This is a genomic window from Lentilactobacillus kosonis, from assembly GCF_003864335.1.
GTDB classification, from domain to species: domain Bacteria; phylum Bacillota; class Bacilli; order Lactobacillales; family Lactobacillaceae; genus Lentilactobacillus; species Lentilactobacillus kosonis.
In genome coordinates this window covers 69,799-84,886 of the sequence record NZ_BEXA01000003.1, presented here as the reverse complement: position 1 = coordinate 84,886, position 15,088 = coordinate 69,799, and the positions used below count along the sequence as shown (strand labels likewise).

Sequence of the window (15,088 nt, the reverse complement as noted above, 5' to 3'; positions counted from 1 at the left end):
GGGATTTATATGAAAAAATTTATTTCAAAGGGTAAGTATGAACGAATGTTAAAACTTACCAATGATCACGGGGTAATTGATGCTTTAGCTATTGACCAACGAGGATCACTTGTAAAAGCAACTAAGCAAGCAGCTGAAGATGCTGGTAAACTATGGTCAATGAACATGGTATATGACTTCAAGGAAACAGTTTCCGAATATTTAAGTCCACTTAGCTCAGCAGTTTTATTGGACGAACAAATGGGCTTTAAGGGAATTGCTGCCAAGGCAGATGAAACCGGATTAATCATGTCTTACGAAAAGACTGGTTATGATGCAGATACTCCAGGCAGACAACCAGCATTGATCCCAGAACAATCAGCTCAAATTATGATTGAAAAGGGCGCTGACGCCCTCAAGGTATTGGTTTACTATAATCCTAATGATCCTGATGAGATCAACGATTTAAAACGAGCATTTGCTGAACGTTATGGAACTGAAGCAATCGCTGCCCAAGTACCAACGTTCTTTGAAGTTGTTACCTATGATGATCGTTATGCTGCCGATTCGTTGGAATTTGCTAAGATCAAGCCGGAATTAGTCATAAAGTCTATGAAGGAATTCACTCAGGATAAGTACCATATTGATGTCTTGAAAATGGAAGTGCCATTTAATCCTAAGTACATTAAAGAATGGAATCCTGAACTTGAAGAGGCTGCTTATACTGAAGCAGAGGCCCAAGAGTACATGAAGACAATGGGTGAAGAAGCTACACGCCCATTTATTTACTTGAGTGCTGGGGTGCCGATGGACACGTTCCAAAGAGAATTAAGACTTGCTGGAGATGCTAAGGTGCCATTCTCTGGAGTTCTTAGTGGTCGAGCAACTTGGATTGATGGAATTAACATTTTTGTTAAGGACGGCCGGGAAGCATTAATTGATTGGTTGAAGGATCGAGGAACTAAAAACGTCACTGGATTAACGACGATTCTTAATGAAACGGCAATTCCATGGTATGACGTGTATGGCGGTCTAGACAATATTGAAGTGGAAGATATCTCTGAATTGAAATAGTTAATACTAGATATTGATAACCCTTGTTTAAGATAGTACAATATATAGTGTTAATTAATAATTGCGAATAAGGGGTACTTATAATGCTAGTGTTAGCTGGAACTATTGGAGCGGGCAAGACGTCTTTGACACAAATGTTGTCAGACCATCTAAGCACGCCTGCTTACTACGAGTCGGTTGATAATAATAAAATCTTGCCATTGTTTTACGAAAATCCTAAAAAGTATGCTTTTTTACTACAAATTGATTTTTTGAATCGAAGAATGGATGACATCAAGCAAGCTTGGCAGGATGGCCAAAGTGTAATGGATCGATCGATTTTCGAGGATTCGTTATTATTTCATTTAAATGCAGATTTGGGACGTTCGACTGATACTGAGGTGCAAATTTACGATTCATTATTGCAAAATATGATGCAAGAGATGCCTAGTTCTAAACATTCAAAGAACCCTGATTTGTTGATTCACATCAATATTTCATTTGATACCATGCTTGAACGAATTCAAAAGCGTGGACGACCATATGAACAAATTGACACAGATCCTAGCTTATTTGAGTACTATAAAGATTTGAACTCTAGATATTCTAACTGGTATGATAGTTATGATAAATCACCAAAAATTCAAATTGACGGTGATCGTTATGATTTTGTAGAAAATGAAAGTGATCGCAAGCAAGTGCTTGGTTTGATCGATGATAAAATCAATGAACTAGCCATTTAATGATTGCAGTCTTTCATTGGATTAGTTATACTTTAATCAGTTAAAAACGTTTCGTACCTTTAAGTAGATTTCAGAGAGACAATGGTTGGTGAGAATTGTTATCGAAACTTCCAGTACGATAAAATGGGCAGGTAATTCTGCACGGTTGTATGCCGTTACCATACTTAGAGTGTTTAGCTGGAATATAGGCTAAAAACATGGGTGGTACCGCGAACAGGATCCTTCGTCCCAATGACGAGGGGTCCTTTTTTATACTTTCGGAGGGATAAGTTATGTTAGATATTAAATTAATTAGAAAAGATCCACAATTTTTTAAGGATAAGTTAGCAACCAGAAATGTTAAGCCAGAGAAAATCGATGAATTATTAACTTTTGATGCCAAACGAAGAGAATTAATTGTACAATCTGAGTCACTTAAGGCTAAGCGAAATGAAGTTTCTGAACAAATTTCACAGCTTAAGCGCAATAAAGAAGACACTTCAACCGCCATTAACGATATGAAAGAAGTTGGAGCTGAAATTAAGGGCCTTGATGAACAACTTCGCCAAATTGAAACTGACCAAAAAGATTTAATTGCGCACTTACCTAATGTGCCAGCTGATGATGTTCCAGTTGGTTTGACTGAAGAGGGTGCAGTGGAATTGAGGAAAGTTGGCGAAATTCCTAGCTATGATTTTCAACCCAAGGAACACTTCGAAATTGGTGAAGATCTTGGAATTTTAGATTTTGAACGAGCTGCTAAGGTTTCTGGTAGTCGGTTTGTTTACTATGTTGGTGACGGGGCTTTACTAGAACGGGCTGTTTATAATTTCTTCTTAGATGAAAATGCTAAGGCTGGGTATCAAGAAATGTTAACGCCTTACATGGTCAGCGAAGATGCAATGTTTGGAACTGGACAATTTCCGAAGTTTAAGGAAAATAAATCTGGATATGAAACTATGGATGGTGACCGAGAATATACTTTGATACCAACTGCTGAAGTGCCATTGGTTAACTATCATAGAGAAGAAGTATTACCAGCGGAAAAGTTGCCAATGTCAGTAACGGCATTGTCACCAGCTTTTAGATCCGAAGCCGGTAGTGCTGGTAAGGATACCAGAGGATTAATTAGACTTCATCAATTTAATAAGGTCGAGATGGTGAAGTTTACTAAGCCAGAACAATCATGGGATGCTCTTGAAGACTTAACTCACCAGGCAGAGTCGTTGCTACAAAAGTTAGGTTTGGCATATCACGTAATTACTTTGACTACAGGAGACATGAGTTTTACCGCAGCTAAGACCAACGATTTGGAAGTTTGGTTTCCAGCCCAGAATCGTTATCGAGAAATTTCTAGCTGCTCTAATACGACTGATTTTCAGGCACGCCGAGCTCATATCCAATACCGAGACGATGAAGGCAAACTTCAATTCATTCATACATTGAATGGATCTGGCTTAGCTGTTGGGCGAGCAGTGGCTGCTATTTTAGAAAATTACCAAAACGCTGACGGCACAGTTACTATTCCGGATGTGTTGGTACCGTACATGCATGGTAAGACTAAGATTGAAAAACAAAATTAATTATTAACTAAGAGCACTGACTAATAGGGACAATCCCTTTATTGGTCAGTGTTTTTTACCGTGATTAATGATGTGAAGATCGCAGTGATTTTAAGCTTTGCAAATAAAAATGAAAAAAATGCTAAAAAAGGCTTCCCATAAAAACCTAAGATACGCTATAATAATTCTTGTCGAAAAATTGGAAATGACGACTTAGTAAATTGTTGAAATTAGTTATTGACGCGGTTTGATAGCGATGATATAATTTAATAGTTGCGTTGATGATGTCTCTATCATCCATTTTTAATAAACGTATCATGGAGGATTAGCTCAGCTGGGAGAGCATCTGCCTTACAAGCAGGAGGTCACAGGTTCGATCCCTGTATCCTCCATATGAGCCGTTAGCTCAGTTGGTAGAGCATCTGACTTTTAATCAGAGGGTCGGCAGTTCGAGACTGCCACGGCTCATTGCCGGTTTTTCGGAAGTATTGCGGGCGTGGCGGAACTGGCAGACGCGCTAGATTTAGGTTCTAGTGTCTATTGACGTGGGGGTTCGAATCCCTTCGCCCGCAGTTGTTCCATTTTTATGCCGACTTAGCTCAGTTGGTTAGAGCGCTTCACTAGTAATGAAGAGGTCGGGCGTTCGAATCGTCTAGTCGGCATTTTGCGGAAGTAGTTCAGTGGTAGAACATCACCTTGCCATGGTGGGGGTCGCGGGTTCGAATCCCGTCTTCCGCTTCCGTCTCCGGACGGAGCATCACTTACATTTATATATTTATTTTGCACCCATAGCGCAACTGGATAGAGTGTCTGACTACGAATCAGAAGGTTGTAGGTTCGACTCCTACTGGGTGCATTTTTTTATGTCAATTTTTGGCATATTTCGGGAAGTAGCTCAGCTTGGTAGAGCACCTGGTTTGGGACCAGGGGGTCGCAGGTTCGAATCCTGTCTTCCCGATAGTTAATAAGTTAACCATTAGTTAGTTTATCGATGATTGATTTTGGTTATGAATAAAATGCAGGACATGAAGCTTAAGACTTCATGTCCTGTTTAGTTTTTCCATAATATAATTTAAAGAATGTGCTACTATAATAGGTAGTAATTGAATAGTTGGTATTTATCGGGAAATAGCTCAGCTTGGTAGAGCACTACGTTCGGGGCGTAGGGGTCGCAAGTTCAAATCTTGTTTTCCCGATTTTTTCGTTGGTAGTTATTAATTGCAATTTAGGGCTGAGTTTGTATAATAATAGTCAGGATTAGTCAAAGATTGGGTGATTATATGGCTGACGAAAACATTTCAGATTTAATTGAGAAGTATTTGAAAAAGATTCTAGCGGAAAATGAGACTGTTAAGATTCGTCGCTCGGAAATTGCCGGTTTATTTGACGTCGTGCCTTCACAGATAAATTATGTGATCAATACGCGATTTACTATTCAAAATGGTTACATTGTCGAGAGTAAACGTGGCGGTGGGGGCTACATTAGAATTGAAAAGGTTAATCTGCTAGATGATATTGAAATTTTAGATTCGTTAATTAGCGCCATCGGGAACGGGCTTTCTAAAAGAGATAGTGAAACCATCGTTTCGACGTTATATAATAATGAATTAATCAATCGGAAAGAAGCGAGTATAATTCTTTCTGCAATTGATAAAAGTGCAATTGACTTGAACAATAATGAATTAACGGATATACTGCGAGCCAATATAATGATTTCAATTTTAAATCGGCTGAAGTATGACCGCTAGGAAGCGAGGGTATATATGGATAATTTATTCACACCAAGCGCAAAGAATGTTCTTTCAGTAGCTCAACAACAGGCAAAGCGTTTCAAACACCAAGCAATTGGAACGGAACACTTACTTCTTGGGTTATTAATGGAAACTAACGGAATTGCCTACAAGGCACTTTCACAGTTTTCAGTAACTTCTGAGGATATCGTTGAAGAAGTAGAACGATTTGCTGGATATGGTACTTTAAAGGATCTTGATTCGAATGATTATTTACCGTACTCTCCAAAGGCTAAAGAAGTTCTTGCTCAAGCCGGGGACTTTGCTAAGCGTAATGGAGTTCCCAAAGTTGGAACTGAACATATTTTATTAGCATTACTAACTGATGATGAAGCACTGTCTTCAAGAATTTTGACTAATCTTGGTTTGGATTTAGCACAAATTAGAAAAGTAACGTTACGTAAAATGGGAGTGAGCGGTAATTCAATATCTCCTAATAATAAAAATAACCGTCGTCAAAACGGTCAAACTAATAAGCAAGATGGTTCTGCTACACCAACCATTGATTCCTTGGCTCGTGATCTAACTGAGTTGGCTCGTGAAGATAAACTAGATCCTACCATTGGTCGTGATTTAGAAGTTAAGCGGGTTATCCAAATTCTTGCTCGCCGAACCAAGAATAACCCTGTTTTAATTGGCGAACCCGGAGTTGGTAAAACTGCGATTGCTGAAGGATTGGCACAAAAAATTGTTAACGGTGAAGTGCCATCAGACATGGAAAACAAGCGCTTAATGATGCTTGACATGGGTTCTTTAGTTGCAGGTACTAAGTATCGTGGTGAGTTTGAGGATCGACTAAAGAAAGTTATTGATGAAATTTATCAAGATGGTCAAATTATCTTGTTTATTGATGAATTGCATACGTTAATTGGTGCTGGTGGCGCTGAAGGTGCCATTGATGCTTCTAACATCTTAAAGCCAGCCCTAGCTCGTGGTGAATTGCAATTAATTGGAGCCACTACGCTTGATGAATACCAAAAATACATTGAATCTGATTCAGCGTTAGAACGTCGTTTCGCCAAGGTAACGGTTAACGAACCTAGTGCTGATGAAACGCTGGAAATTATCAAGGGATTACGCCCTAAATATGAAGCTCATCATCAGGTAGAGATTACCGATGGGGCTTTGGAAGCAGCGGTCTCACTTTCTAACCGATACATCTCGGACCGATTCTTGCCTGATAAGGCAATTGATCTGATGGATGAAGCAGCTGCCAAGGTTAGAATTGATAAGTTAGAAACTGGTAAGGTTAAAACGGACCACCAAAAAGTTTCTGAACTATATAGTGAGTTAAACGAAGCATTGCTTTCTCAAGATTATGAAGCGGCTGCTAAATTGCGCAAGCAAGTGAATGACCTTGAGGCCAAATTGGCTAAAAGTACTGATTCTGACGAACAACAAAGCTATAAGGCAAAAGAAACTGCCGATGATGTTGCTGCAGTTGTTTCTGAGTGGACTGGAATTCCAGTAACTCAAATGACGCAAACTGAAGCAGATCGATTGGTTAACTTGGAAAACGTTTTGCATAAGCGGGTAATTGGTCAAGAAGAGGCGGTTTCGGCCGTATCTAGATCAATTCGGCGGGCTAGAAGTGGCCTTAAGGATCCTAACCGTCCAATTGGCTCCTTTATGTTTCTTGGGCCAACAGGAGTTGGTAAGACTGAATTAGCTAAGGCTGTCGCCGAAGCCGTGTTTGGCTCAGAAAACGATATTATTAGAGTTGATATGAGCGAGTTCATGGAGAAGTATTCAACTAGTCGATTAATTGGCTCGGCTCCTGGATATGTTGGTTATGATGAAGGCGGCCAATTAACTGAAAAAGTTCGGCAGAAACCATACTCAGTTGTCCTATTTGATGAGGTTGAAAAGGCTCATCCGGACGTATTTAATTTACTATTACAAGTGCTGGATGATGGTTACTTATCTGATTCTAAGGGCCGCAAGATCGATTTTAGAAACACAGTAATTATTATGACTTCTAACTTAGGTGCTACAACTCTTCGTGATAAGAAGACGGTTGGTTTTGGTGCTGATGAAGCAACTGAAGATTACGAAGCAATGAAGTCAACTATTCAGGAAGAATTAAAGCAAAACTTCAGGCCTGAGTTCTTGAACCGGATTGATGAAACTGTTATCTTCCATTCATTAACTAAGGATGAACTTGCTAAAATTGTTAATTTAATGACTAAACCAGTTGTTAAACGAATCCATGATCAAGGAATTGATATTAAGGTAACCAAAACTGCTATTAATATCATTGCTAAGAATGGTTATGACCCTGAGTATGGCGCTCGACCAATTAGAAGAGCTATCCAAACTCAGCTTGAGGACAGTTTAAGCGCTAAACTATTAGCTAAAGAAATTGTTCCAGGAGATTCAGTAACGGTTGGTGGTCGTAATGATCAAATCACAATTTCCGTTAAGAAACCGGAACGTAAGGATTTGGTTAAAGGTAAAAAGTAGAATAGTTTTCGAGACAAGCAAATTATTGACATTGATTAGATAAGTTGTTATATTAGTTGTTGTATTTGTTGTGAATCGAAATGGTCGGCGCGATCTATTGTCCGGGTTGACCTGCATAAAAACCAAAAGCAAGTCGTAGCTTGTTTTTGGATTTTTTTTGCTTAAAATCCGGTGAATTTGCTAAAAAAAAGCAAAATTGTAATCAAACTGTAACATTTCGATTCTGGAATTTTTGTGAGAGGTGAAAAACTTGGCAGGACATTTAGTTAAATATGGAAAACACCGCACCCGTCGAAGTTATGCACGGATTAAAGAAGTGCTTGATTTACCTAATCTGATTGAAATCCAAAGTGATTCATATAATTGGTTTTTGGATGATGGATTAAGGGAAACATTTGACGGCATTATGCCAATTGACGATTTCCAAGGAAAGCTATCCTTAGAGTTTGTTGATTATCAACTTTTGGAACCAAAGTATACCGTTGACGAGGCTCGCGAACATGAAGCCAACTATTCAGCTCCATTACACATTACTCTGAAGTTGACCAACCACGAAACTGGCGAAATCAAGACTCAGGATGTGTTCTTTGGGGACTTCCCATTGATGACTAATCAAGGTACTTTTATCATCAATGGTGCAGAACGAGTTATCGTTTCTCAATTAGTTCGTTCTCCAGGGGTTTATTACCATGAAGAAAATGATAAGAACGGTAAGGTTTCCTTTGGAACGACCATCATCCCTAACCGTGGTGCATGGTTGGAATTTGAAACTGATGCAAAGGGCGTTTCATACGTACGTATTGATAGAACTCGTAAGATTCCGTTAACGGAATTAGTTCGTGCCTTAGGTTTCGGCTCAGATTCAGAAATCAGCGAAATCTTTGGTGATAATGATAGTTTGGAACTTACTCTTGAAAGGATGTCCACAAAGATACTGATGATTCACGTGTTGAAGAGTCATTGAAGGACATCTACGAGCGTTTACGGCCAGGTGAACCTAAAACTGCTGACTCATCAAGAAGCTTGCTAACTGCCCGTTTCTTCGATCCAAAACGTTACGACATGGCTCCAGTTGGTCGTTACAAAACTAATAAAAAACTAAGTTTAAAGACTCGTTTATTAGGTCTTACTCTTGCTGAAACATTAGCTGATCCAGAAACTGGTGAAGTTATTGCTCAAAAAGGAACTTTAATTACTAAAGATGTAATGAAGGACTTAGCTCCTTATCTTGATAACAAAGACTTCAAGGCTTACACATTTAACCCTTCTGAAGAAGCTGTTGTTACTGAACCAATGACTGTTCAAATCATTAAAGTTCAATCTGAAAATGATCCTGAAAGAGTTGTCCCTGTTATTGGTAATGACAACATTAGTCTTGACTTCAAGCACATTACTCCCGCTGATATTATTGCTTCAATGAACTACTTCTTTAACTTACAAGAAGGTATTGGTTCAACTGACGATATTGATCACTTGGGTAATCGACGGATTCGTTCGGTTGGGGAACTATTGCAAAACCAATTTAGAATTGGACTTTCAAGAATGGAACGTGTTGTTCGCGAAAGAATGTCAATTCAAGATTCTTCAACTGTAACTCCACAACAATTGATTAACATTCGACCAGTTGTTGCTTCAATTAAAGAATTCTTTGGTTCATCACAACTTTCCCAATTCATGGATCAAACTAACCCATTGGGCGAATTGACACATAAACGTCGTTTATCAGCCCTTGGACCTGGTGGTTTGACTCGTGATCGTGCCGGATATGAAGTTCGTGACGTTCACTATACCCATTACGGCCGTATGTGTCCTATTGAGACTCCTGAAGGACCTAACATCGGTTTGATTAACAGTTTATCTAGTTATGCTCGCATTAACCGTTATGGCTTCATTGAAACACCATATCGTCGTGTTGATTGGACTACTCATAAGGTTACTGACCGAATTGACTATTTAACTGCAGATGAAGAAGATAACTTTGTTATCGCTCAGGCCAATTCACCATTGACTGACGACGGTTCATTTGTAAATGACGTTGTTATGGCCCGTTCTCAATCAAATAACATTGAAACTAATATCGATAACATTGACTACATGGATGTTTCGCCAAAACAAGTAGTTGCCGTTGCCACTGCATGTATTCCTTTCTTGGAAAATGATGATTCTAACCGTGCCTTGATGGGTGCTAACATGCAACGTCAAGCTGTTCCTTTGGTTGATCCCCATGCACCATTGATCGGTACTGGTATTGAATATAAAGCTGCCCATGACTCTGGAGTGGCATTAATTTGTAAATATGATGGAACTGTTGAATACGTTGATTCTCGTGAAATCCGAGTTCGTCGTGAAGACGGCACATTAGACAATTATAAGTTGATGAAATTCCATCGTTCAAATGGTGGTAAGAACTATAACCAACGTCCAATTGTTAAAGTTGGCGATAAAGTTGATGCTGACGAAATCTTAGCTGACGGTCCATCAATGGAGGGTGGAGAGCTTGCTCTTGGTCAAAACCCAGTTGTTGCCTTTATGACTTGGCAAGGATATAACTTCGAAGATGCCATCGCTATTAATGAGCGATTAGTTAAGGACGATGTTTATACTTCAATTCATATTGAAGAATATGAATCAGAAACTCGGGATACTAAATTAGGACCTGAGGAAATGACTCGTGAATTACCTAATGTTGGTGAAGATGCACTTAAGAACCTTGATGAAAACGGTACTGTTATGATTGGTGCTGAAGTTCATGATGGTGACATCTTAGTTGGTAAGGTAACACCTAAGGGAGTTACTGAATTATCTGCTGAAGAAAGATTGCTACATGCCATCTTTGGTGAAAAATCGCGTGAAGTTCGTGATACGTCATTGAGAGTTCCTCATGGTGGTGGCGGTACAGTCCAAGACGTTAAAGTGTTTACTAGAGAAAATGGTGATGAATTATCACCTGGTGTTAACAAGATGATTCGAGTTTACATCGCTCAAAAACGTAAACTTCAAGTTGGTGACAAGATGGCCGGTCGTCATGGTAACAAGGGTACTGTTTCAGTGGTTATTCCTGAAGAAGATATGCCTTACTTACCAGATGGAACACCAATTGATATCATGCTTAGTCCCATGGGTGTGCCTTCACGTATGAACATTGGACAAGTTTTGGAAATCCATTTAGGAATGGCTGCTAAGAAATTAGGTATTCACATTGCTACACCAGTTTTCGATGGTGCTCGTGATAGTGATATCTGGGATGCTGTTAAAGAAGCCGGAATGGCTGATGATGGTAAGACAGTTGTTTATGATGGTCGAACTGGTGAACCATTTGACAAGCGAATCGCCGTTGGGGTTATGCATTACATGAAGCTTGCCCACATGGTTGATGACAAAATTCATGCTCGTTCAATTGGACCTTACTCATTAGTTACTCAACAACCACTTGGTGGTAAAGCACAATTTGGTGGACAGCGTTTTGGTGAAATGGAAGTTTGGGCTCTTGAAGCTTATGGTGCCGCTTATACATTGCAAGAAATCTTAACTTACAAGTCTGATGATGTTACTGGACGAGTTAAGACCTATGAAGCAATCGTTAAGGGCGAACCAATTCCTAAGCCAGGAGTCCTGAATCATTCCGAGTTCTTGTTAAAGAACTTCAATCACTTGGTCTTGATATGAAAGTGCTTGATAATAGCAAGAAAGAAATTGAACTTCGTGATTTAGACGAAGAAGATGATGTCTTAAATGTTGATGCAATTAGTAAGATGGCTGAACAAAAGGCACAGCAAGAAGCTGCTGCTAAGCCAGCATCACAGGCAGAATCTACGCAAACGAACAACGAACAGTAATGGGAGGTTGAACTAGTGGTCGATGTTAACAAATTCGAAAGTATGCAGATTGGTCTAGCATCTCCTGATAAGATCCGTAGTTGGTCATATGGTGAGGTTAAGAAGCCAGAAACAATCAACTATCGGACTTTAAAGCCTGAAAAAGATGGGCTTTTTGATGAAAGAATTTTTGGTCCTACCAAGGATTGGGAATGTGCTTGTGGTAAGTACAAGCGGATTCGTTATAAGGGAATTGTCTGTGATCGATGTGGTGTTGAGGTTACCCGTTCAAAGGTTCGTCGTGAACGAATGGGTCATATCGAATTAGCTGCACCCGTAACTCACATCTGGTACTTCAAAGGAATTCCTAGCCGAATGGGTCTTGTACTTGATATGAGCCCACGTGCCCTTGAAGAAATTATTTACTTTGCTTCATACGTTGTTACTGACTCAGGTAACACACCAATGGAAAACAAGCAATTACTTTCAGAACGTGAATACCGTGATAAGAAGCAAGAATATGGTCCACGTTTTGAAGCCCAAATTGGTGCTGAAGCAATTAAGACATTATTAAAAAATGTTGATGTTAAAAAAGAAGTTGAAGAACTTAAGGAAGAACTTAAGGAAGCAACTGGTCAAAAGCGGACTCGTGCCGTAAGACGTTTGGATATCTTGGAAGCCTTCGTTAACTCAAATAACGATCTTTCATGGATGGTAATGGACACTGTTCCAGTTATTCCACCTGACTTACGTCCTATGGTTCAACTTGAAGGTGGCCGATTTGCTACTTCTGACTTGAATGATTTATATCGTCGAGTTATTAACCGTAACAATCGTCTTAAACGATTACTTGATCTTAATGCTCCTGGAATTATCGTTCAAAACGAAAAACGGATGCTGCAAGAAGCCGTTGATGCTTTGATTGATAATGGTCGTCGTGGCCGTCCAGTAGCTGGTCCTGGTAACCGTCCACTTAAGTCACTTTCTCACATGCTTAAAGGTAAGCAAGGACGTTTCCGTCAAAACTTACTTGGTAAGCGGGTTGATTACTCAGGCCGTTCAGTTATTGATGTTGGTCCTAACTTGAAGATGAACCAAATGGGACTTCCAGTTCCTATGGCTATGGAATTATTTAAGCCATTCATCATGAAAGAGTTAGTTGGTCGTAACTTAGCTTCTAACATTAAAAACGCTAAGAGAAAAATCGAACGTCAAGATGATGATGTATTTAGTGTATTAGAGGACGTTATTAAAGAACATCCAGTTCTATTAAACCGGGCCCCTACACTTCACCGTTTAGGTATTCAAGCATTCGAACCAGTTCTAGTATCCGGTAAGGCAATGCGTTTGCATCCACTTGTGTGTGAAGCTTATAATGCCGATTTTGATGGTGACCAGATGGCCATCCACGTTCCTTTATCTGATGAAGCTCAAGCTGAATCACGTTTATTGATGTTAGCTGCTGGACATATCCTTGCTCCTAATGATGGAAAGCCAGTTGTCGTTCCTTCACAAGATATGGTTATCGGTAACTATTATCTAACTATGGAAGAAGTTAATAAGATTGGTGAGGGTATGATCTTTAACTCTCCTGATGAAGCTGACTTAGCTTTCAGAAACGGATTAGTTCACTGGCATACTAGAGTTGGTATCAAGGTTGATGCTTACCCTAAGAAGCCATTTACTGATGATCAACGTGATAAAATTATGGTGACATCTGTTGGTAAGATTTTGTTTAACCAAATTCTGCCAGAAGGTTTCCCATATTTGAATGAACCAACTGATACTAACATCGGTGGTTACATTGATGATAATTACTTCCTTGCACCCGGTGAAGATATCCATGAACATCTTAAAGACGCTGAAGTAGTTCTTCCGTTTAAGAAGGGCTTCCTAAGTGATGTTATCGCCGAAGTGTACAAACAATACAAGGTAACTGAAACTTCTCTTCTACTTGATAGAATGAAGGACTTAGGTTATGACGATTCGACTAAATCAGGTCTTACTGTCGAATTGTTGATGTTACTGAACTTCCTGACAAGCAAGAAATCATTGATGATGCTCATAAGAAGGTTGGCATGGTTACTAAACAATTCCGTCGTGGATTGATTACTGATCAAGAACGTTATGAACGAGTTATTGGTATCTGGAATGATGCTAAGGACGAAATTCAAGATCGTCTTATGAAGAACTTCGATCCTCAAAACCCTATTTACATGATGAGTGATTCCGGAGCTCGTGGTAATGTTTCTAACTTTACTCAGCTTGCCGGGATGCGTGGATTGATGGCTGCTCCTAACGGGGAAATCATGGAATTACCTATCACTGCAAACTTCCGTGAGGGACTTTCTGTTTTGGAAATGTTCATTTCTACCCATGGAGCTCGTAAAGGTATGACCGATACAGCTCTTAAGACTGCCAACTCTGGTTACTTGACTCGTCGTTTGGTTGATGTGGCCCAAGATGTTATCGTTCGTGAAAAAGACTGTGGTACCGATCGTGGTCTTACTATCAGTGAAATTACTGATGGTAACGAATTGATTGAATCATTATATGACCGAATCGTTGGACGTTATGCATTGAAGACTGTTAAGAACCCTAAGACAGGTGATGTAATTGTTCCTGCCGGAGTAATGATCGATGAAGCAATGGGACAAGCAATTGTTGATGCTGGTATCGAAGAAGTTACTATTCGTTCTGCATTTACTTGTAACACTGTTCATGGGGTTTGTGAGAAATGTTATGGTCGTAACATGGCTACTGGTGATGAAGTTGAAGTTGGTGAAGCAGTTGGTACAGTCGCTGCTCAATCAATTGGTGAACCAGGTACTCAGTTAACCATGCGTAACTTCCATACTGGTGGTGTTGCTGGTAACGCTGATATTACTCAAGGACTTCCTCGTGTTCAAGAAATCGTTGAAGCACGTAATCCTAAAGGTAAAGCTGAAATCACTGAAGTAACTGGTACGGTTGAATCAATTGAAGAAAATCCTGCTGAGAGAACCAAAGAGATTACTATTAAGGGTGAATCAGATACTAGAACTTATACTGTGCCAATGACTGCTAGAATGAGAGTTACTGAAGGTGATTACATTCACCGTGGGGCAGCACTTAATGAAGGTTCTATTGATCCTAAAGAACTTCTTAAAGTTCGTGATGTTCTTTCAACTGAAAACTACTTGCTACATGAAGTACAAAACGTTTATCGTAAACAAGGGGTAGAAGTTTCTGATAAGCACGTGGAAATCATGGTTAGACAAATGCTTCGTAAGGTTAGAATCATGGATCCAGGTGACACAGATGTTCTTCCAGGTACCCTGATGGATATCAACGACTTTAAAGAAAGTAATGCTGATGCAGTTGTTTCTGGTGCAGTTCCTGCTACTGCTCGTCCTGTACTACTTGGAATCACTAAGGCTGCTCTTGAAACTAACAGTTTCTTGTCTGCTGCCTCATTCCAGGAAACAACTAGAGTTCTTACTGACGCTGCTATTCGTGGTAAGAATGATCCGCTTGTTGGACTTAAAGAAAATGTTATCATTGGTAAGTTAATTCCTGCCGGAACTGGTATGGGTGACTACCGTGGAATTAAACCTGAAGAAACTGGCGATTCATCAACTGATGGAGTTTACTCAATTAGTGAATTAGAAGAGAAAATGAAAGCCGAAGAACAAGGTAAGTAATTTATTCCAGTTATTCGCAAA

At 39.6% G+C, this 15,088-nt stretch carries 5 protein-coding genes, 8 tRNA genes and 2 pseudogenes; all 15 read left to right on the top strand.

What is annotated here, in order from left to right; all coding sequences use genetic code 11:
• Positions 1-9: 9 nt before the first annotated feature.
• The 15 genes and pseudogenes from NBRC111893_RS05830 to rpoC all read left to right on the top strand — a co-directional run bounded on the left by NBRC111893_RS05830 (position 10) and on the right by rpoC (position 15,067).
• Positions 10-1,053, top strand: a complete 1,044-nt coding sequence (locus NBRC111893_RS05830) for a tagatose 1,6-diphosphate aldolase (protein ID WP_125008339.1) — start codon at positions 10-12, stop codon at positions 1,051-1,053.
• 83 nt (positions 1,054-1,136) lie between these two features.
• Positions 1,137-1,775, top strand: a complete 639-nt coding sequence (locus tag NBRC111893_RS05825; protein WP_125008338.1) for a deoxynucleoside kinase — start codon at positions 1,137-1,139, stop codon at positions 1,773-1,775.
• A gap of 272 nt (positions 1,776-2,047) precedes the next feature.
• Complete coding sequence (gene serS / locus NBRC111893_RS05820) at positions 2,048-3,337, top strand: serine--tRNA ligase (protein WP_125008337.1); 1,290 nt, start codon at positions 2,048-2,050, stop codon at positions 3,335-3,337.
• A gap of 298 nt (positions 3,338-3,635) precedes the next feature.
• Positions 3,636-3,708: transfer RNA gene (locus tag NBRC111893_RS05815), tRNA-Val, on the top strand.
• 3 nt (positions 3,709-3,711) lie between these two features.
• A tRNA-Lys gene (locus NBRC111893_RS05810) sits at positions 3,712-3,784 on the top strand.
• Positions 3,785-3,806: 22 nt separating this feature from the next.
• Positions 3,807-3,888 (top strand) — tRNA-Leu (locus NBRC111893_RS05805).
• 16 nt (positions 3,889-3,904) lie between these two features.
• Positions 3,905-3,978: transfer RNA gene (locus tag NBRC111893_RS05800), tRNA-Thr, on the top strand.
• A 4-nt stretch (positions 3,979-3,982) separates the two neighbouring features.
• Positions 3,983-4,054: transfer RNA gene (locus NBRC111893_RS05795), tRNA-Gly, on the top strand.
• Between the two features lie 44 nt (positions 4,055-4,098).
• Positions 4,099-4,172: transfer RNA gene (locus NBRC111893_RS05790), tRNA-Arg, on the top strand.
• Between the two features lie 28 nt (positions 4,173-4,200).
• Positions 4,201-4,274, top strand: a tRNA-Pro gene (locus NBRC111893_RS05785).
• Between the two features lie 164 nt (positions 4,275-4,438).
• A tRNA-Pro gene (locus NBRC111893_RS05780) sits at positions 4,439-4,512 on the top strand.
• Positions 4,513-4,596: 84 nt separating this feature from the next.
• Entirely contained in the window at positions 4,597-5,064 is a 468-nt protein-coding gene (locus NBRC111893_RS05775; RefSeq protein WP_125008336.1) for a CtsR family transcriptional regulator, read from the top strand.
• 15 nt (positions 5,065-5,079) lie between these two features.
• Positions 5,080-7,569, top strand: coding sequence for an ATP-dependent Clp protease ATP-binding subunit (locus NBRC111893_RS05770; RefSeq protein WP_125008335.1), 2,490 nt, complete (start codon positions 5,080-5,082; stop codon positions 7,567-7,569).
• A 250-nt stretch (positions 7,570-7,819) separates the two neighbouring features.
• Positions 7,820-11,405, top strand: a pseudogene (gene rpoB / locus NBRC111893_RS05765) (DNA-directed RNA polymerase subunit beta).
• Between the two features lie 15 nt (positions 11,406-11,420).
• Positions 11,421-15,067: pseudogene (gene rpoC / locus NBRC111893_RS05760) on the top strand (DNA-directed RNA polymerase subunit beta').
• The last annotated feature ends 21 nt before the right edge of the window (positions 15,068-15,088 follow it).

Bases quoted from the DNA above. Each gene is read 5' to 3' on its own strand.
- NBRC111893_RS05830 (WP_125008339.1), top strand. From the start codon at position 10: ATGAAAAAATTTATTTCAAAGGGTAAGTATGAACGAATGTTAAAACTT.
- NBRC111893_RS05825 (WP_125008338.1), top strand. From the start codon at position 1,137: ATGCTAGTGTTAGCTGGAACTATTGGAGCGGGCAAGACGTCTTTGACA.
- serS (WP_125008337.1), top strand. From the start codon at position 2,048: ATGTTAGATATTAAATTAATTAGAAAAGATCCACAATTTTTTAAGGAT.
- NBRC111893_RS05775 (WP_125008336.1), top strand. From the start codon at position 4,597: ATGGCTGACGAAAACATTTCAGATTTAATTGAGAAGTATTTGAAAAAG.
- NBRC111893_RS05770 (WP_125008335.1), top strand. From the start codon at position 5,080: ATGGATAATTTATTCACACCAAGCGCAAAGAATGTTCTTTCAGTAGCT.